The sequence below is a fragment of the Streptomyces sp. NPDC021562 genome (assembly GCF_040640875.1).
Lineage (GTDB): Bacteria > Actinomycetota > Actinomycetes > Streptomycetales > Streptomycetaceae > Streptomyces.
This window is the reverse complement of record NZ_JBFACN010000007.1, coordinates 244,645-263,403: the sequence shown is the minus strand read 5'-3', so window position 1 is coordinate 263,403 and position 18,759 is coordinate 244,645. Positions and strand designations below refer to the sequence as shown.

The following is an 18,759-nucleotide window of genomic DNA, read 5'->3' as shown; positions in this document are numbered from 1 at the left end:
CGATGACCACAGAGACCACCGCATCCGAGACCCCCGAGACCCCCGAGACCCCCGGGACCACGAGCGCCCCGGCGCCCGCCGCGTCCGGTCTGATCGGTCTGCCGGCCCCGCTCGGCCGCGCCCTCGCCACTGGCGGCGGCGTCCTCGCCATCGTCTCCACGTTCATGTCGTGGACCTGGACCTCCGACTTCCCCGGTGACCTCACCGTCTACGGTTACCCGGGCGGCCTGCAGGTCCTGGTGCTGATCGGCGGCATCCTCACCACCCTGTTCGGCCTGTCCTCCTACGGCGTCAAGGGCCTGTCCTGGCTGACCCCGGGCAGCGCCGACAGCGCGCTGAAGATGGCCGCGCTCGGTACCTTCGGCACCGCCTGGTACACCGTGATCGCCATCAGCGTGAAACTCGGCGGCCTGGTGAACCTGGACCCGGGCGGCTTCCTCGTCGCGATTGCCACCCTGCTCTCCGTGATCGGCGCGCTCGCCCTGCCGTTCGAGCGGCCGGAGCCCGACCCGGTCGACCCGGACGACACCGGCTGGGAGCTGTTCAAGCACAACTCCCGGCAGAACTGGAACACCTTCCGCGCCGCCTTCGCCGCGAAGACCCCCGCTCCCGCGGCCCCGCTGCCGTCCTGGGCCGAGATCCTGGTCATCATCGCGGCCATGGCCGTGGGCCTGATCGTCTTCAGCTATGGCATCGGCACGTCGTACGACCAGTTGTTCATCGGCTTCCTGATCATCGCCGGCTTCGGTTTCGCCTCCCTCTCCAAGGCCGGGATCGTGGCCCGGGTCTCGGCGATCACGGGGAAGCACCGGAACATCACCATGACCGGCGCCTTCGTCGCCGCCGCGGCCTTCCCGTTCACCCAGTCCAACGACCAGTACGCGACGATCGGCGTCTACATCCTGATCTTCGCGACCGTCGCGCTCGGGCTGAACATCGTCGTCGGCCTCGCCGGCCTCCTCGACCTCGGTTACGTCGCCTTCCTCGGTGTCGGCGCCTACACCGCGGCCCTGGTCTCCGGCTCGCCGTCCTCGCCGCTGCACGTGCAGTGGCCGTTCTGGGCGTCGGCGCTGCTGGGCGCGGTCGTCGCCATGATCTTCGGTGTCGTCATCGGTGCCCCGACCCTGCGACTGCGCGGCGACTACCTGGCCATCGTGACCCTCGGCTTCGGTGAGATCTTCCGGATCACCGTCCTCAACCTGGACGGCACCTCGGGCCCCGATGTCACCAACGGCTCCAACGGCATCTCCTCGATCCCGAACCTGAACATCCTCGGCTTTGACTTCGGCGCCGAGCACCAGATCCTCGGCAGCACCATCGGGCGATTCGCCAACTACCTGCTGCTGATGCTGATCATCACGTTCATCGTGGTCATCGTCTTCCGGCGCAGCAGCGACTCCCGTATCGGCCGCGCCTGGGTCGCCATCCGCGAGGACGAGACCGCCGCGCTCGCCATGGGCATCAACGGCTTCCGGGTCAAGCTGATCGCGTTCGCCCTGGGCGCCTGCCTGGCCGGGCTCTCCGGCTCGGTCCAGGCCCACGTCACCTACACGGTGACCCCGGAGCAGTACCAGTTCGCCTACGTGGTCCCGCCCAACTCGGCGTTCCTGCTGGCCGCGGTGGTCCTCGGCGGCATGGGCACCATCTCCGGCCCGCTGGTCGGCGCGTCCCTGCTGTACCTGATCCCGGCCAAGCTGCAGTTCCTGGGCGACTACCAGCTCTTCGCCTTCGGCGTCACGCTCATCCTGCTGATGCGCTTCCGCCCGGAGGGCCTCATCCCCAACCGGCGCCGCCAGCTCGAGTTCCACGAAGAAGCCGAAGCGCCCGCCGTCCTCACCAAGGCAGGGGCCTGACCACGATGACCACGGAAACCACCGTCAAGGAAGCCGCCCCCGGCGAGGTCGTGCTCGACGCACGCGGCGTGACCATGCGCTTCGGCGGCCTCACCGCCGTGCGCGGTGTCGACTTCACCGTCAGGAGCGGCGAGATCGTCGGTCTGATCGGCCCCAACGGCGCCGGCAAGACCACCTTCTTCAACTGCCTCACCGGTCTGTACATCCCCACCGAGGGCGAGGTCCGGTACAAGGGCGAGGTCCTGCCGCCGAAGTCCTTCAAGGTCACGGCGGCCGGCATCGCCCGCACCTTCCAGAACATCCGGCTGTTCGCCAACATGACGGTCCTGGAGAACGTGCTGGTCGGCCGGCACACCCGCACCAAGGAGGGCCTCTGGTCCGCCCTGCTGCGCGGCCCCGGCTTCCACAGGGCCGAGGCGGCCTCCCGGGCCCGGGCCATGGAACTCCTGGAGTTCGTGGGCCTGGCGGAGAAGGCCGAGCACCTCGCCCGCAACCTGCCCTACGGCGAGCAGCGCAAGCTGGAGATCGCGCGGGCGCTGGCCAGCGAGCCGGGGCTGCTGCTCCTGGACGAGCCGACGGCCGGCATGAACCCGCAGGAGACCCGCGCCACCGAGGAACTGGTCTTCGCGATCCGCGACAAGGGCATCGCCGTCCTCGTCATCGAGCACGACATGCGGTTCATCTTCAACCTCTGCGACCGCGTCGCCGTCCTCGTGCAGGGCGAGAAACTCATCGAGGGCGACAGCGCGACCGTGCAGGGCGACGAGCGGGTCGTCGCCGCGTACCTGGGCGAGCCGTTCGAGAACGCGCCCGGCGACGAGGAGGCCGCCGAGGTCGAGGCGGCGGAAGCCGCAGCCGAGGCCGACACCCCGACCGACGCCGCGCCCGGCAAGGAGAACGACCGATGACCGCACTGCTCGAAGTAGAGGACCTGCGGGTCGCCTACGGCAAGATCGAAGCCGTCAAGGGCATCTCCTTCAAGGTCGAGGCCGGCCAGGTCGTCACCCTGATCGGCACCAACGGGGCCGGCAAGACGACGACCCTGCGCACGCTTTCCGGGCTGCTCAAGCCGGTCGGCGGGCAGATCCGGTTCAACGGCAGGTCACTGAAGAAGATCCCGGCCCACCAGGTGGTCTCGCTCGGGCTCGCCCACTCCCCCGAGGGGCGGCACATCTTCCCGCGCATGACCATCGAGGACAACCTGCGCCTCGGGGCGTTCCTGCGCAACGACAAGCCCGGCATCGAGAAGGACATCCAGCGGGCCTACGACCTCTTCCCCATCTTGGGCGAGCGGCGCAAGCAGGCCGCGGGCACCCTCTCGGGCGGTGAGCAGCAGATGCTGGCGATGGGGCGGGCGCTGATGTCCCAGCCGAAGCTGCTGATGCTGGACGAGCCGTCGATGGGGCTTTCGCCGATCATGATGCAGAAGATCATGGCGACGATCGCCGAGCTGAAGTCGCAGGGCACCACGATCCTGCTCGTCGAGCAGAACGCCCAGGCGGCGCTCTCGCTGGCCGACCAGGGGCATGTCATGGAGGTCGGCAACATCGTCCTGTCGGGCAGCGGACAGGACCTGCTGCACGACGAGTCGGTCCGCAAGGCCTACCTGGGCGAGGACTAGGCAGTCGGTCGGCTGCGGGTGCGTGGGGGCTGGTCGCGCAGTTCCCCGCGCCCCGACAAACGCAGGCCCGCGCCCGTTTCTCCGGGGCGCGGGCCTGCGTACGTACGGATCGCGTCAGCCCTTGCCGGCCTTCTTCTCCTCGCTGTCCGCGATGACCGCCTCCGCAACCTGCTGCATGGACATGCGGCGGTCCATGGACGTCTTCTGGATCCAGCGGAACGCGGCCGGTTCGGTCAGGCCGTACTCGGTCTGGAGGACGGACTTCGCGCGGTCGACCAGCTTGCGGGTCTCCAGGCGCTGGGTGAGGTCCGCGACCTCCTGCTCCAGCTGCTTCAGCTCCGTGAAGCGGGAGACGGCCATCTCGATCGCCGGGACGACGTCGCTCTTGCTGAACGGCTTGACCAGGTACGCCATGGCACCGGCGTCCCGGGCCCGCTCGACCAGGTCGCGCTGGGAGAACGCGGTGAGCATCAGGACCGGGGCGATGGACTCCTCGGCGATCTTCTCGGCGGCCGAGATGCCGTCCAGCTTGGGCATCTTGACGTCGAGGATGACCAGGTCGGGGCGGTGCTCGCGGGCCAGCTCGACGGCCTGCTCGCCGTCACCCGCCTCGCCGACGACCGTGTACCCCTCCTCCTCCAGCATCTCTTTGAGGTCGAGCCGGATCAGGGCCTCGTCCTCGGCGATGACGACACGGGTCGTCAGCGGAGGCACGTGCGACTTGTCGTCGTCGGGTGCGTCGACTGGCTGGGGCGACTCGGCGGCGGTCACGGGGGGCTCCTCGTTCAGGGCAGGGGTACTGCTGACTAGCAGAGTACCTAGCTGCGCTGTCCATCGGTGACCCGGTACACTCCTCCAAGGTCACCTGGCCGGGTTGGCGCAACTGGTTGACGCGGAGGTCTCAAACACCTCTGTCCGAAAGGACGTGTGGGTTCGAATCCCATACCCGGCACCCGAACTGGAGGATCACGTTCGCGTGATCCTCCAGTGCTTTGTGCCCGCAGTCACGGCCAGTGACACAAAGTGGTCACGCGGAGTAGCACTCACTTCGGGCTGTCGTCCTCGCCGATGTGGTGGACGCGGACCATGTTGGTGGAGCCGGAGACGCCGGGCGGGGAGCCCGCCGTGATGACCACGACGTCACCCTTCTGGCAGCGCCCGTACTTCAGCAGGAGTTCGTCGACCTGGTCGACCATCTTGTCCGTCGAGTCGACGTGCGGACCGAGGAAGGTCTCGACGCCCCAGGTGAGGCTGAGCTGCGAGCGGGTGGCCGGTTCCGGGGTGAAGGCCAGCAGCGGGATCGGCGAGCGGTAGCGCGACAGCCGGCGGACGGTGTCCCCGGACTGGGTGAACGCGACCAGGAACTTCGCGCCCAGGAAGTCGCCCATCTCGGCGGCGGCCCGGGCGACCGCGCCGCCCTGGGTGCGGGGCTTGTTGCTCTCGGTCAGCGGCGACAGCCCCTTGGCGAGGATGTCCTCCTCGGCCGCCTCGACGATCTTCGCCATGGTGCGCACGGTCTCGATCGGGTACTTGCCGACGCTGGTCTCGCCGGAGAGCATCACCGCGTCCGTGCCGTCGATGACCGCGTTGGCGACGTCGGAGGCCTCGGCACGGGTGGGCCGGGAGTTGTCGATCATCGAGTCGAGCATCTGGGTGGCGACGATGACCGGCTTGGCGTTGCGCCTGGCCAGTTTCACGGCGCGCTTCTGGACGATCGGCACCTGCTCCAGCGGCATCTCCACGCCGAGGTCGCCGCGGGCCACCATGATGCCGTCGAAGGCGGCCACGATGGAGTCGATGTTCTCGACGGCCTGCGGCTTCTCGACCTTGGCGATCACGGGGAGGCGGCGGCCCTCCTCGTCCATGATGCGGTGGACGTCACGGATGTCCTCGCCGCTGCGCACGAAGGACAGCGCGATCACGTCGAAGCCGGTGCGCAGCGCCCACCGCAGGTCGGCCTCGTCCTTGTCGGAGAGGGCCGGGACGGAGACGGCGACCCCGGGCAGGTTGAGGCCCTTGTGGTCGGAGACCATGCCGCCCTCGACGACCCTGGTGTGCACCCGGGGCCCGTCGACATGGGTGACCTCCAGGCAGACCTTGCCGTCGTCGACGAGGACGCGCTCGCCGGGGGTGACGTCGCCCGCGAGGCCCGCGTACGTCGTCCCGCACTGCCGGCGGTCGCCCTCGGCGCCTTCCTCGACCGTGAGGGTGAAGGTGTCACCGCGTTCGAGGAGTACCGGGCCTTCGGTGAAGGTGCCGAGCCGGATCTTCGGGCCTTGAAGGTCGGCGAGGAGCCCGACGCTGCGACCGCTCTCGTCGGAGGCCTTGCGCACCCGCCGGTAGCGCTCCTCGTGCTCGGCGTGGTCGCCGTGGCTGAGGTTGAATCGGGCGACGTCCATGCCGGCCTCGACCAGGCCCTTGATCTGGTCGTACGAGTCGGTGGCGGGCCCCAGAGTACAAACGATCTTTGCTCGGCGCATGGTTCGAGCCTAGGCCTTACCGGCGGGTAGAGAATCGGCCCTGCATGACGACCCAACAACCTTTGGATGAAGGCCCGTTGACAAGTGTTGAATGTGCGGGAGTCCGCTCCTATGAGCATCTCGCAGAGGTTGAACGGACTGGCGGCTGACGCGGGACGGCACGCCGGTGTTCTGAGGCGTGGGCGGCGCCGGCCGGGGCGGGCCGGCGCCGTGTGCCCGGTCTCAGTCGACCAGGGGGGTGAGCTGCCTGGGCTGCTGCTGGGCCGGGACCCTGTCCTCCGGCCCCTCCAGGCCGAAGCTGGTGAAGGCCGTGCGCGCGGGCAGCGGGTAGGGGTCCTTGCCGGTGAGGGAGTTGAGGATGGTGGCACTGCGCCAGGCGGCGAGGCCCAGGTCGGGGGCGCCGACGCCGTGGGTGTGCAGTCCGGCGTTCTGGACGTACGCCGCTCCGGTCACCGCGGGGTCGAGAACCAGCCGGAACCGCTCGTCCACGCGCGGGCGTTCGCTGCTGTCGCGGCGCAGATAGGGGTCGAGTCCGGCGAGCAGACGGCCCACGGGGCGCTCGCGGTAGCCGGTGGCGAGGACCACGGCGTCGGTGGTGAGCCGGGAGCGGCCGCCCTGCTGGACGTGTTCGAGGTGGAGTTCGACCTTGGTGGTGGCGATGCGTCCGGCCGTACGGACCTGGACTCCGGGGGTGAGGACGGCGTCGGGCCAGCCGCCGTGCAGGGTGCGGCGGTAGAGCTCGTCGTGGATGGCGGCCATGGTGTCGGCGTCGATGCCCTTGTGGAGCTGCCACTGGGAGGCCACGAGCCGATCCCGGACGGGTTCGCCGAGGGCGTGGAAGTAGCGGGTGTAGTCGGGGGTGAAGTGCTCCAGGCCGAGCTTGGAGTACTCCATGGGCGCGAACGCCTCGCTGCGGCCGATCCAGTGCAGCTTCTCGCGGCCGGCCGGCCGGTTCCGCAGCAGGTCGAGGAAGACCTCGGCGCCGGACTGGCCGGAGCCGACGACGGTGACGTGCTCGGCCGCGATGAAGGCCTCGCGGTGGTCGAGGTAGTCGGCCGCGTGGACCACGGGTACGCCCGGTGACTCCACCAGCGGCCTGAGCGGGTCGGGCACGTGGGGCACGGTGCCGACGCCGAGCACGACGTTCTTCGTGTAGGTACGGCCGAGGGCCTCGGCCTCCCCGTCGGCGTCGAGCTGGGTGTAGTCGACCTCGAACAGGTCGCGTTCGGAGTTCCAGCGGACGGCGTCCACCTGGTGGGAGAAGCGCAGTCCGGGCAGGCTCTCGGCGACCCAGCGGCAGTAGGCGTCGTACTCGGCGCGCCGGACGTGGAAGCGCTCGGCGAAGTAGAACGGGAAGAGCCGCTCGCGGTCCTTGAGGTAGTTGAGGAACGACCAGGGGCTGGTGGGGTCGGCGAGGGTCACGAGGTCGGCGAGGAAGGGCACCTGGATGGTGGCGCCGTCGATCAGCAGTCCCGGGTGCCAGTCGAAGCCGGGGCGCTGTTCGTAGAAGACGGTGTCGAGTTCCGCGAGCGGGTGGGCGAGCGCGGCGAGGGAGAGGTTGAACGGTCCGATGCCGATGCCGACCAGGTCGCGGGGTGCTTCGGGCTCGTGGTGTGGGGGGTGGGTCATCTGGGGGTCGTTCCTTCCACGAGTTTCAGGAGGAGGGCCAGTTCGTCCGGCCGGGTGTGGGGGTTGAGGAGGGTGGCCTTGAGCCAGAGCCGGCCGTCGAGCCGGGCCCGGCCGAGGACGGCCCGGCCGTCGTGCAGGAGGCTGCGCCGTATGCCGGCGACGGCCTCGTCGGTGGCTCCGGTGGGGCGGAACAGCACGGTGCTGATGTCCGGCCGGTCGTAGAGCTCGAACCCGGGGTGTTCGCGGACCAGGGACGCGAACTCGCGGGCGCGTGCGCACACCTGGTCGACGAGGGCGCCGAGGCCGGAGCGGCCCAGGGTCCTGAGGGTGACCGCGATCTTGAGGACGTCGGGGCGGCGGGTGGTGCGCAGCGACCGGCCGAGCAGGTCCGGGTAGCCGGCTTCGGTGTCGTCGTCGGCGTTGAGGTAGTCGGCGCGGTGGTGCAGGACGCCGAACTCGGTGGGGCGGGCGACGGCGAGGAGGCCGGCGGCGACCGGCTGCCAGCCGAGTTTGTGCAGGTCGAGGGTGACGGTGTGGGCCCGCTCCAGGCCGGCCAGCTTGTCCCGGTGCCGGTCGCTGAAGACGAGGCCGCCGCCGTAGGCCGCGTCGATGTGGAGCCGGGCGCCGTGGGCGGCGCAGAGGCCGGCGATCTCGGGGAGCGGGTCGATGAGACCGGCGTCGGTGGTGCCGGCGGTGGCGGCGACGAGGCAGGGCCGGGGCAGGTGGGTGAGGGCGTCGTGGAGGGCGGCCGGGTCGAGGGTGCCGTTCGGGGTGGGGACGACGACGGGGTCGGGCAGGCCGAGCAGCCAGGCGGCACGGGGCAGCGAGTGGTGGGCGTTGGCTCCGAGGACCAGCCGGACACCGCTGCCGTGGGCCTCGCGGGCGAGGAGGAGGGCGAGTTGGTTGGACTCGGTGCCCCCGCTGGTGACCACGGCGTCGGCGAGGCCGATGGTGTGGGCGAGGGTGCGGGTGACCATGGCTTCCAGGGCGGCGGCCGCCGGGGCCTGGTCCCAGGAGTCGAGGGAGGGGTTGAGGGCGCTGACGGCGAGGTCGGCGGCGGTGGCGACGGCGAGCGGCGGGCAGTGCAGGTGTGCCGCGCACAGCGGGTCGGCGGGGTCGGCGGCGCCTTTGGCGAGGGCGGTCACCAGGGTGCGCAGCGCGTCGGGGTCACCGTCGTCGGGGAGGACGTCCCCGACGGCGTCCGCGACGCGTTCGGCGACCGCTTCCGGGCCGCCCGCGGGCAGTGGCCCACCGCGTGCCCGGCCGCCCTCGCGCAGGGCGCCGAGCACGGTGTCCAGCAGGGGCCGCAACGCGTCGGGGTCGTGCGGTCCTGATGCGAGGGGCGGCATGCCCATGGGCTCTCCTCGGGTCGCTGGCCGAAGGGGGTGGTCCGCGGGGGGAGTTCCAGCTTGTACGGGATTGGGTCTGCGCGCCCATAAAGCTCAACGATCGGAACCCGAAAGTGGGTACTGCCGTGCGGGGAAAACCTGTCGGGACCGGCGGCCGGGGGGTGGTGCCGGGCGTCGGACCCAGCGGGGCAGGGGCGTTGAGGCGAGGGCTGAGCGGGGTTAACGTCGGTCGGATGGTTGACGCGTGGATGATCGACGTGCCCGGTGAGCGGGTGCTGGTGCGGGAGCCGCTGCCCTCGGACGAGGCGCCGCTGCTGGACCTCTTCGAGGCCTGCGAGGACTGGTTCGTGGCGGCGACGGGGCTGCCGTCGGGGCCCGGCGACGTGCAGAGCCTGTTCTACGGGCTGCCGGAGGGGGCCGACCCCGACGACAAGGTGCTGCTGGTGCTGGAGCGGGACGGGGTCGTCTCGGGCCTGGTGGACGCGGTGCGGAACCATCCGGCGCCCGGCGCGGTGGCGGTGGGCCTGTTCCTGCTGGCGCCGTGGGCGCGGGGCCGGGGTCTCGGGCGGGCGCTGGCCGAGTCGTTGCTCGCGCATGCCGAAGGGGTGGCCCTGGTGACGGCGACGGTGCCGCCGGGCTGGCGCGCCGGGGAGCGGTTTCTGGAGCGCCTCGGCTTCACGCTGGGCGCCGAGACGCCCGGCACGGCCGAGGTGGGCAACCGCCGCGCGGGCCCCCGCGAGGGCGGCGTACGCCGGGCGGAGCTACGGCCGACCGGAGCCTGAGGGCCCACGGCGCACCCCGAGCCCCGAGCCGCCCCGCCAGGACGACCGCCGCACGCCCCGAGCCAGAGGCCGACCCCCGCCCCCCCCCCGCCGGAGCGACCACGGCACACCACCAACCACAGCCCGGCCGACCCCCGGCAGGACGACCGCGGCCCGGGACCGGTGTGAGCCCGGCCGCGGCCCCGGCGTCCCGGGCCCGTCACGAGCCCCCGACTGCGCCCACGGCGTCCCCGGGCCGGTGTGAGCCCGGCGCCGTCACGGCGTCCCGGACTCGGTGTCAGCCCGGCGCCGTCCCGGCGTCCCCGGACCCGGTACGAGCACGACTGCGGCCACGGCGTCCCCGGGCCGGGGTGCGCCCGGCCTCGGTGTGCGCCCGGCCGTGGTCGCAGCGTCCCGGGCCGGGTACGAGCCCGGCCGCCGTCACGGCGTCACCGGGCCGGTGGCTTGTTCGCCGGGGAGGCTGCAGGGCGGGGGTCCGTGTCGGTCGGTCCGGGGGGTTACGCGCCGCGGATCCGCAGTGCTCTTTGCAGGTCGTCCAGTTCGTCGGTCAGGCGGCGGCGCAGGGCGGTGACCGGGTCGGCGTCGCGCAGGCAGTCCTGGCCGAGGGCGAGGTTCCCGGCGTCGACGGCGTGCGCGGGGAAGGCCTCGCGGCCGACGACGCCGGCGATGGCGGGCCCGCGCCGGGCGGCGACGGTGACCGCGTCCTGGTAGTAGCGGGGCACGTACTCCCGGACCAGGTCGGCCTGTTCGGGGTGCCAGAAGCCCTGGGCGGTGGCCGAGAACAGGTAGTTGGACAGGTCGTCGCCGCTGAACATGGCCTCCCAGGCGGCGCGCTTGGCCTCCGGGTCGGGCAGCGCGGCCCGGCAGCGGGCGGCACCCTCCTGGCCGCTGGCGCTGGGGTCGCGGGCCAGCTCGGCGGCGATCCGGGCCTCGTCGACGGCGCCGAGGACGGCGAGCCGGCCCATGATGCGCCAGCGCAGCTCGGGGTCGAGTTCGGGGCCGCCGGGCACGGTGCCCTCGGCGAGCCAGGCGGCGATGGTGTCGGGCTGGGCGGCGGCGCGGATGAAGTGCCGTACGGCGATCAGGCGCAGACCGGGGTTGTCGCCGTCCTCGGTGCGCCGGATGAAGTCCCGGCACAGGGCGGACAGGGTCGCGAGCGCGGCCGGGCGCTCCTCGGGCGTGAGGTAACGGTCGACGACGTGGACGGCGGCGAAGGCCAGCACGCCCTGGACGAGGGCGAGGTCGGTCTCGTGCGGGAGATGCGTGCGGGCGGTCTCCAGGTAGGCGGCGGGCGGCAGTTCGCCGTCGCGGACGGCGTCCCGCAGGGCGTTCCACACCACCGCGCGGGTGAGCGGGTCGGGCAGGCCCGACAGGTGGGCGCGGACCGTGGCGGCGGACGCGGCGTCGAAGCGGACCTTGGCGTAGGTCAGGTCGCCGTCGTTGAGCAGGAGCAGTGCGGGACGTTTGCCGAGGGGCTGCGGCGCGGTCCCCGGGATGTCGAGGTCGATGCGCTCGCGCAGGGTGAGCCGGCCGTCGTCGGCGAGGTCCTGGTCGTAGACGCCGACGCAGACGCGGTGCGGGCGGCTGCCGGTGCGCTCGACGGTGAGGGTGCGGGTGCCGTCGGCGGCGGTGGCGAGGACCGGGGTGAGGGTGTCGACGCCGGTGGTGCGCAGCCAGGCGTCGGCCCAGGCGTGCACGTCGCGGTCGGTGGCGGCGGCCAGGGAGTCGATGAAGTCGGCGAGGGTGGCGTTGCCGAACCGGTGCCGCCGGAAGTGGATGTTGATGCCGGCGAGGAAGTCCTTCTCGCCCATCCAGGCGACCAGTTGGCGCAGTGCGGAGGCGCCCTTGGCGTAGGAGATGCCGTCGAAGTTGAGCAGCGCGGCGGCGGTGTCGTCGACGGCCTCGGGGGCGACGGGGTGGGTGGAGGGGCGCTGGTCGGCGTCGTAGCCCCAGGCCTTGCGGGCGACACCGAAGTCGACCCAGGTGTCGGTGAAGCGGGTGGCCTCGGTGAGGGTCTGGTAGCCCATGTACTCGGCGAAGGACTCGTTCAGCCAGATGTCGTCCCACCACCTGAGGGTGACGAGGTCGCCGAACCACATGTGGGCCATCTCGTGGGCGACGACCATCGCGCGGGTCTGCCGTTCGGTGTCGGTGACGGCGGAGCGGTAGACGAACTCGTCGCGGAAGGTGACCAGGCCCGGGTTCTCCATGGCGCCGGCGTTGAACTCGGGGACGAAGGCCTGGTCGTAGGAGTCGAAGGGGTAGGGCTCCTCGAACTTCTCGTGGTAGCGGTCGTAGCACGCGCGCGTGATGTCGAGGATCTCCTCGGCGTCGGCGTCGAGGTGCGGTGCGAGGGAGCGGCGGCAGTGGATGCCGAAGGGCAGTCCGCGGTGCTCGGTGCGCACCGAGTGCCAGGGGCCGGCGGCGACGGCGACCAGGTAGGTGGAGATCAGCGGGGTGGCGGCGGCCCGCCAGCGGCCCTCGCCGAGATCCTCGGTGACCCCGTTGGCGAGGACGGTCCACCCTTCGGGGGCGGTCACGGACAGCTCGAAGACGGCCTTCAGGTCGGGCTGGTCGAAGGCGGCGAAGACCCGCTGCACGTCGTCCATGAACATCTGCGTGTAGACGTAGGTCAGGTCGTCCGCGGGGTCGGTGAAGCGGTGCATGCCCTCGCCGGTGCGCGAGTAGCGCATGGTGGCCTCGACGCGCAGCTCGTGCTCGCCCGCGGTGAGGTTCCTCAGCGGCAGCCGGTCCTGGTGCAGCGCCCCGGGGTCGAGGGGCTGTCCGTCGAGGGTGACGGCGCGCAGTTCGGCGGGCTTCATCTCGACGAAGGTGTCGCCGTCGGATCGGGCCGTGAACCGGATCACGGTGCGGGAGTCGAAGGTCTCGTCCCCGGTGGTCAGGTCGAGGTCGATCGTGTAGCGGTGGACGTCGAGGAGCTCGGCGCGGCTCTGCGCTTCGTCGCGAGTCAGTACGGACATGCGGGCCATGCTGCCCGATCACACCGGCGACGCACAGGGGCGGGAGCGGTACGCGGCTTATGTCCGCCCCGGGGACGGGTGGTGCCGTACGACGGCGCTGGTGGGCGGTGGGTGCCGGGGTGGCGGCGGGTGTGGACGGGCCGTGCGGTCCTCGGGCACACCCCCCGCGTCCCGTGGTCAGGGTGTGTCGCCGGTCCCGCTGTTGACGGTGTCCTCGGCGATGGACTCGTGGTGCCTGATCACTTCGGCGATGATGAAGTTGAGGAACTTCTCCGCGAAGGCGGGGTCGAGTTTCGCGTTCTCGGCGAGGGCGCGCAGCCGGGCGATCTGCCGGGCCTCGCGGGCCGGGTCGGCCGGGGGCAGCCGGTGGACCGCCTTCAGGTGCCCGACCTGCTGGGTGGCCTTGAAACGCTCGGCGAGCATGTGGACGACGGCCGCGTCGATGTTGTCGATGCTGTCGCGCAGCCGGCCGAGCTCCGCGCGGACGGCGGGGTCGACGTCACCGGTACCGGTGTTGCTGGTGGTCATGGACGTCAACCCTAAGGGGGGTCGGCCGGGTGGTCCCCGAGGGCGTCGGTCCGGTCCTCGGGCACGGCCCGGCTCTGCTGGGCGCGGAAGCGCACGGGGGCGGTGCCGACGCGGCGGGTGAACAGCCGGGAGAAGTAGGCCGGGTCGTCGTAGCCGACGCGCCGGGCGACGGCGGCGACGGACAGTTCGGTGGTCGCGAGGAGTTCCTGGGCCCGGCCGAGCCGGATGCCGATCAGGTAGTCCTTGGGGCTGCAGCCGGCGACGCGGCGGACGGCGGTGCGCAGCTCGGCGGGGGTCATGCCGTGCCGGGCCGCGTGGTCGGCGACGGTCATGCCGGTGCAGGCGTCCCGGGCGAGCGCGTGCAGCACCGGATCGCCGTCGGGGGCGAGATCGGCGCGCGCGCGGCGCAGGGCGACGAGGAGTTCGTGCACGGCGGCGCCGGTCTCGACCTCCAGGAGGGGGTTGCCCTGGCGGGCGGCGCGGGCGATGCGGGTGATGACGTCCCGGGGCCCGGTGGCGTCCGCGAGGGGCACCACGGGCCGCTCGGGCTCGATGTAGCCGAGTTCCGTGTAGGTGGCGGTGTCGGGTCCGGTGAAGGTCACGAAGGCCTCGTCCCAGCCGGTGTCCGGGTCGGGTCCGTAGTGGTGCGGGACACCGGGCGTGAGCCACACCAGGGCGGGCGCGACGACGGCGGTGCCGCGGCCGTCGGGCGTGCGGTACCAGCCCCGGCCCGAGCTGATGACCACGGCGACGTGGTGCTCCAGCAGGCGCGGTCCCACGGCGGGCACCGCCCCGTACTGGAGGCCGACGCCCCAGCAGACCAGACCGAGCCGGCGGTGGACGGCGCCGGGTGTGAAGAACCGCATCCAGGTGTGGAAGGTCGGCGGTCCGCCCGGCACTGCGCGCTCCTCGCTGTCGGCTCTTTCGTCCAAGTGCTGCCGATCTTTGTCCATGGTCCGGGCGCCCGCCAGCAGGCCAGAGTGAACCCATGAGTGACTTCACGGTGGGCGAAACCGATTTCCTGCTGGACGGGCGGCCGGTGCGGCTGCTGTCCGGGGCGCTGCACTACTTCCGGGTGCACGAGGAGCAGTGGCGCCACCGGCTGGCGCTGCTGCGCGCCATGGGGCTGAACTGCGTGGAGACGTACGTGCCGTGGAACCTGCACGAGCCGCGTCCGGGTGACTTCCGGGACGTCGAGGCGCTCGGCCGCTTCCTGGACGCGGCGCGGGAGGCCGGCCTGTGGGCGATCGTGCGGCCGGGTCCGTACATCTGCGCGGAGTGGGAGAACGGCGGTCTGCCGCACTGGGTGACGGGCGAGCTGGGCGCACGCGCGCGCACGCGTGACGAGCGTTTCCTGCAGTACGTGGACAGCTGGTTCGGCCGGCTGCTGCCCGAGGTCGTCTCCCGGCAGCTGGACCGCGGCGGCCCGGTGATCATGGTGCAGGTGGAGAACGAGTACGGCAGTTACGGCTCCGACGCCGCCTACCTGGCCCATCTGACCGACCTGCTGCGCGCGCAGGGCGTCACGGTGCCGCTGGTCACCTCGGACGGCCCCGAGGACCACATGCTCACCGGCGGTTCGGTACCCGGGCTGCTCGCGACGGTGAACTTCGGCTCCCACGCGCGCGCGGCCTTCGAGACGCTGCGCCGCCACCAGGCCGCCGGTCCGCTGATGTGCATGGAGTTCTGGTGCGGCTGGTTCGACCACTGGGGCGGCGAGCACGTCGTACGGGACGCCGGTGACGCGGCGGACGCGCTGCGGGAGATCCTTGACTGCGGTGCGTCGGTCAACGTCTACATGGCGCACGGCGGCACCAACTTCGCCGGCTGGGCGGGCGCCAACCGGCCCGGCGGCGACCTGCACGAGGGGCCGCTGGAGGCGGACGTGACGTCGTACGACTACGACGCGCCGATCGACGAGTACGGGCGCCCCACGGAGAAGTTCTGGCGCTTCCGCGAGGTGCTCGCCGCCCACCACGACGGCCCGCTGCCGGAGCCGCCGCCCGCACCGGCCGTGCTGGACGCGGCGGCGGACGCCGCGGTGACCGGCTGGGCCCCCCTGACCGCCGTCCTGGAGACCCTGGGCACCGCGGAGCGCGTGCACGCCGTCCCGCCGACCTTCGAGGATCTGGGCATCGCCCGTGGCCTGGTCCGCTACGAGGCGGACGTCCCCGGTCCGCGCCAGCCGTACCCGCTGACCGCGCGGGGCCTGCGCGACCTCGCGGTGGTGTACGTCGACGGGACGCGGGCCGGGGTCCTCACCGAGGAGGAGCCCCAGCTCAAGGAGCCGATCGCGGGCCCCGCGCGCGTGGAGCTGTGGGTGGAGACCCTGGGCCGCGTCAACTACGGCCCCCGCTCGGGCGAGACGAAGGGCATCACCGGCGGCCTCCTGCACGAACGCCAGTTCCTGCACGGGGTACGCGCGCGCGGCCTGGACCTCGACGCCTTCGAGGACGGCGTGGACGCGGTGCCGTTCGGTGTCCTTCCGGAGGACGGCGCCCCGGGCCTGTACCGGGGCACGGTCACGGTGCCCGGCGCCGGGGACGCGCGCGTGGAACTCCCCGGCTGGACCCGCGGCTTCGTCTGGATCAACGGTTTCAACCTCGGCCGCTACTGGTCGGCGGGGCCGCAGGAGTCGCTGTACGTCCCCGGTCCGGTCCTGAAGGAGGGCGAGAACGAGATCTGGATCCTGGAGCTCCAGGAGACGAACCGGGCAACGGTGCGGCTGGCGCCCCTTTAGGGGCCCCGATCCTCCCTGTCCCCCGCATACTGTGGAAGAAGCTCCGGCAGCCTCTGTGGGGGTAGCGACGTGGCGAACGGCGGCCCGGTGGAACACGGCTACCCGCACCTGGACACCGTGCGGGCCGCCATCACGGCGTTGTACCGGCGCCTGTCGTACGACACCGTGCAGACCTTCGCCACCAGTGTGGCCCCGGTCGACGTCGCGTTCTGCGACACCGACGACCTCCACCTCGGCGCCCAGCGCGTCGCCCACGAGATCGTCCGGCACTTCCGCCTCCCCGACGCCCGCATGATCGTCGGCTTCCGGGACATGACGCACGCGGCGAACGTCGAACTGACCGCGGGCCCCGAGTACTTCGTCGAGCTGAACGACCGTTTCCGCAGCCACCGCGGGGACATCGGCGCGGCCCTCGCCCACGAGGTGACGCACGTCTACCTGCACCGTCTGGACCTGTCCTTCCCGAGCACCGGGGAGAACGAGATCCTCACGGACACCGCGGCCACGTACCTCGGCGCGGGCTGGCTGCTGCTCGACGCGTACCGGGAGCACGGGGAGGCGTCCCAGAAGCTCGGCTACCTCACCCCGGAGGAGTTCGGTTACGTCCTCGCCAAGCGGGCCCTGGTCTTCCACGAGGACCCGTCGGTGTGGTTCACCAGCCCGCAGGCCTACACGGCGTACCGGAAGGGGATGGCGCGGGCCCGCCAGGACGAGGAGCAGCCGCCGCTGACCGCGGCGGGCTGGGCGGGCCGCCGCCGCTATGCGCGCGACCGCCGCCACGCCCCCGCCGCGCCCGCCCAGCAGCCCGGCACCGGCACCGGCACCGGCACCGGCTACGCCTTCACCCCCGACGGCGGCGGGCGGCTGCGGGTCTCGTTCCCGTGCCCGACCTGCCACCAGCGGATCCGGGTGCCGGTCCGGGGCCGGCTCAGGGCACGCTGCTCGCTGTGCCGGACGGTGCTGGAGTGCGACACGTAGGCCGCGCCTCCGGCCGCAGCCACCGGTCGGTCAGGTCCCGTACACCGCTCCCGGCGGCGCCGCCTCCGCGAGCAGCTTCAGTGCCGTCTCCCCCGCCTCGGCCGGTGTCCACCGGGCTCCCTTGTCGGCGGTCGGGCCGGGCCGCCACCCCTCCATCACGGTGATCCGGCCACCCCCCGTCTCGAACACCCGCCCGGTGACCCCGGCGCTCGCGGCGGAGCCCAGCCAGACCACGAGCGGGGAGACGTTCTCGGGGGCCATCGCGTCGAAGCCCGAGCCGGGGGCGGCCATGGTGGCGGCGAACACGCGCTCGGTCATCCGGGTGCGGGCGGCCGGGGCGATGGCGTTGACCTGGACGCCGTAGCGGGCCAGTTCGGCCGCGGCGACCAGGGTGAGGCCCACGATCCCGGCCTTCGCGGCGCTGTAGTTGCCCTGCCCGACCGAGCCCAGCAGACCGGCCCCGCTGCTGGTGTTGACGATCCGCGCCACCGGCGTCCGCCCCGCCTTGGCCTCGGCCCGCCAGTGCGCGGCGGCGTGCCGCAGCGGCAGGAAGTGGCCCTTGAGGTGGACCCTCATCACCGCGTCCCAGTCGTCCTCGGCGAGACCGACCAGCATCCGGTCGCGCAGGAACCCCGCGTTGTTGACGAGGGTGTCCAGGCGGCCGTACGCGTCCAGGGCCGTCGCGACCAGGGACTCGGCGCCGGCCTCGGTCGCGATGTCACCGCCGTGCGCCACCGCCTCGCCGCCGGCCGCCCGGATCTCGGCCACGACGGCCCCGGCGGGGCCTGCCGGGCCTGCCAGGCCGGCCGGGCCGGGCCCGCCGTCGAGGCCGACGCCGAGGTCGTTGACGACGACCCGGGCGCCTTCGGCGGCGAAGGCGAGCGCGTGGGCCCGGCCGAGCCCGCGACCGGCGCCGGTGACGATCACGACCCGGCCCGCGCAGATCTGGCTCATCTCAGTCCTCCCTGCTGTGGTGGTCCTTGTTGGCGGTCGCGGCGTCGAGGAAGGCCGGCCGCTCTCCGCCGCCGTGCACGAGCAGGCTGGCCCCGGTGATGTAGGCGGCCGCGTCGGAGGCCAGGAAGACGGCGGCGGCACCGACGTCGGACGGGGCGGCGAGGCGCCCGAGCGGGACGGTCCGGGAGACGGCGTCGACGCCTTCCTGCCCGCCGTAGTGCAGGTGGGCCAGCTCGGTACGGACCATGCCGACGACGAGGGTGTTGACCCGGACCTCCGGCGCCCACTCCACCGCCATGGACCGGGCGAGGTTCTCCAGTCCCGCCTTGGCCGCGCCGTAGGCGGCCGAGCCCGGCGAGGGCCGGGCGCCGCTGACGCTGCCGACCATCACCACCGCCCCCTGGGCGCGTCTGAGCCGCTGGTACGCGGCGAGCGAGGCGGTCAGCGGGGCGACGAGGTTGAGCTCGATCACCCGGGCGTGCCGCTCGGCGTCGGCGTCGGCGAGCTGCCGGTAGGGGGTGCCGCCCGCGTTGTTGACCAGCACGTCGACCCGGGGCAGGGCGTCGAAGAAGGCGCGGACGGCGGGCGCGTCACGCAGGTCGAGAGGGGCGTACTCCACGCCGTCCAGGGGGTGTCGGGGCGGTCGGCGGGCGCAGGCCAGGACGCGGGCGCCGGCCTCGGCGAAGGCGCGGGCGATCCCGGCGCCCACGCCCCTGGTACCGCCGGTGACGACCACGGTCCTGCCGCTCGGCGAGTTGTCCACAGGGCCTCCCGCTCGTCCGTACCGGCTGCTAGCTTCGAAGCCTCACACCTAACAAATGTTTGGTGGAAAGGCAGCTGAGTGCGAAGGTAGCTGATGCGTCC

General features: G+C 72.4%; 15 protein-coding genes and 1 tRNA gene. 7 read left to right on the top strand and 9 right to left on the bottom strand.

Annotated features, from left to right (window positions below):
* The first annotated feature begins 2 nt into the window (after nucleotides 1-2).
* Genes AB0G52_RS13705 through AB0G52_RS13695 form a run of 3 tightly spaced genes read left to right on the top strand, consistent with a single transcriptional unit; the run spans nucleotide 3 to nucleotide 3,474 of the window.
* Nucleotides 3-1,853 (top strand): branched-chain amino acid ABC transporter permease, encoded by a 1,851-nt coding sequence (locus tag AB0G52_RS13705; protein ID WP_132886185.1) that lies wholly within the window; start codon nucleotides 3-5, stop codon nucleotides 1,851-1,853.
* 5 nt (nucleotides 1,854-1,858) lie between these two features.
* The gene (locus AB0G52_RS13700; RefSeq protein ID WP_132886186.1) at nucleotides 1,859-2,761 is read left to right on the top strand and encodes an ABC transporter ATP-binding protein; all 903 of its coding nucleotides are present in this window, start codon (nucleotides 1,859-1,861) and stop codon (nucleotides 2,759-2,761) included.
* Nucleotides 2,758-3,474, top strand: a complete 717-nt coding sequence (locus AB0G52_RS13695) for an ABC transporter ATP-binding protein (RefSeq protein WP_361336437.1) — start codon at nucleotides 2,758-2,760, stop codon at nucleotides 3,472-3,474. Before AB0G52_RS13700 ends, AB0G52_RS13695 begins: the two co-directional genes overlap by 4 nt.
* Nucleotides 3,475-3,588: 114 nt before the next feature.
* Here the strand turns inward: AB0G52_RS13695 and AB0G52_RS13690 are convergent, their stop codons facing one another.
* Complete coding sequence (locus AB0G52_RS13690) at nucleotides 3,589-4,245, bottom strand: response regulator (protein WP_132886188.1); 657 nt, start codon at nucleotides 4,243-4,245, stop codon at nucleotides 3,589-3,591.
* A 97-nt stretch (nucleotides 4,246-4,342) separates the two neighbouring features.
* On the opposite strand from AB0G52_RS13690, the gene AB0G52_RS13685 reads away from it, so the two are divergent.
* Nucleotides 4,343-4,426: transfer RNA gene (locus AB0G52_RS13685), tRNA-Leu, on the top strand.
* Nucleotides 4,427-4,517: 91 nt separating this feature from the next.
* On the opposite strand, the gene pyk is transcribed toward AB0G52_RS13685, so the two are convergent.
* From pyk to AB0G52_RS13670, 3 genes are all read right to left on the bottom strand, one after another.
* The gene (gene pyk / locus AB0G52_RS13680; RefSeq protein ID WP_132886189.1) at nucleotides 4,518-5,954 is read right to left on the bottom strand and encodes a pyruvate kinase; all 1,437 of its coding nucleotides are present in this window, start codon (nucleotides 5,952-5,954) and stop codon (nucleotides 4,518-4,520) included.
* Nucleotides 5,955-6,176: 222 nt separating this feature from the next.
* A complete protein-coding gene (locus AB0G52_RS13675; protein ID WP_361336434.1) occupies nucleotides 6,177-7,583 on the bottom strand; it encodes a SidA/IucD/PvdA family monooxygenase in 1,407 nt (468 codons plus the stop codon).
* Nucleotides 7,580-8,938, bottom strand: a complete 1,359-nt coding sequence (locus AB0G52_RS13670; protein WP_361336433.1) for an aminotransferase class V-fold PLP-dependent enzyme — start codon at nucleotides 8,936-8,938, stop codon at nucleotides 7,580-7,582. The genes AB0G52_RS13675 and AB0G52_RS13670 overlap by 4 nt, the downstream gene beginning before the upstream one ends.
* 227 nt (nucleotides 8,939-9,165) lie before the next feature.
* Here AB0G52_RS13670 and AB0G52_RS13665 point away from each other — a divergent pair, with 227 nt between their 5' ends.
* The gene (locus AB0G52_RS13665) at nucleotides 9,166-9,714 is read left to right on the top strand and encodes a GNAT family N-acetyltransferase (protein WP_361336431.1); all 549 of its coding nucleotides are present in this window, start codon (nucleotides 9,166-9,168) and stop codon (nucleotides 9,712-9,714) included.
* Between the two features lie 497 nt (nucleotides 9,715-10,211).
* Here the strand turns inward: AB0G52_RS13665 and pepN are convergent, their stop codons facing one another.
* From pepN to AB0G52_RS13650, 3 genes are all read right to left on the bottom strand, one after another.
* Nucleotides 10,212-12,695: an aminopeptidase N gene (gene pepN / locus AB0G52_RS13660; RefSeq protein WP_132886192.1), complete on the bottom strand. Its 2,484-nt coding sequence runs from the start codon at nucleotides 12,693-12,695 to the stop codon at nucleotides 10,212-10,214.
* A gap of 177 nt (nucleotides 12,696-12,872) precedes the next feature.
* Nucleotides 12,873-13,223 (bottom strand): chorismate mutase, encoded by a 351-nt coding sequence (locus tag AB0G52_RS13655; RefSeq protein ID WP_132886193.1) that lies wholly within the window; start codon nucleotides 13,221-13,223, stop codon nucleotides 12,873-12,875.
* An 11-nt stretch (nucleotides 13,224-13,234) separates the two neighbouring features.
* The gene (locus AB0G52_RS13650) at nucleotides 13,235-14,089 is read right to left on the bottom strand and encodes an AraC family transcriptional regulator (RefSeq protein WP_361336541.1); all 855 of its coding nucleotides are present in this window, start codon (nucleotides 14,087-14,089) and stop codon (nucleotides 13,235-13,237) included.
* Between the two features lie 122 nt (nucleotides 14,090-14,211).
* On the opposite strand from AB0G52_RS13650, the gene AB0G52_RS13645 reads away from it, so the two are divergent.
* Nucleotides 14,212-15,963, top strand: coding sequence for a beta-galactosidase family protein (locus AB0G52_RS13645; protein ID WP_132886195.1), 1,752 nt, complete (start codon nucleotides 14,212-14,214; stop codon nucleotides 15,961-15,963).
* Between the two features lie 69 nt (nucleotides 15,964-16,032).
* Entirely contained in the window at nucleotides 16,033-16,941 is a 909-nt protein-coding gene (locus tag AB0G52_RS13640; RefSeq protein WP_361336429.1) for a hypothetical protein, read from the top strand.
* 30 nt (nucleotides 16,942-16,971) lie between these two features.
* Here AB0G52_RS13640 and AB0G52_RS13635 read toward each other — a convergent pair whose 3' ends face one another.
* Both AB0G52_RS13635 and AB0G52_RS13630 read right to left on the bottom strand, forming a co-directional pair.
* On the bottom strand, nucleotides 16,972-17,895 hold the full coding sequence (locus AB0G52_RS13635) for an SDR family oxidoreductase (protein WP_361336427.1): 924 nt from the start codon (nucleotides 17,893-17,895) through the stop codon (nucleotides 16,972-16,974).
* Between the two features lies 1 nt (nucleotide 17,896).
* Nucleotides 17,897-18,658: an SDR family oxidoreductase gene (locus AB0G52_RS13630; RefSeq protein ID WP_132886198.1), complete on the bottom strand. Its 762-nt coding sequence runs from the start codon at nucleotides 18,656-18,658 to the stop codon at nucleotides 17,897-17,899.
* Between the last annotated feature and the right edge of the window lie 101 nt (nucleotides 18,659-18,759).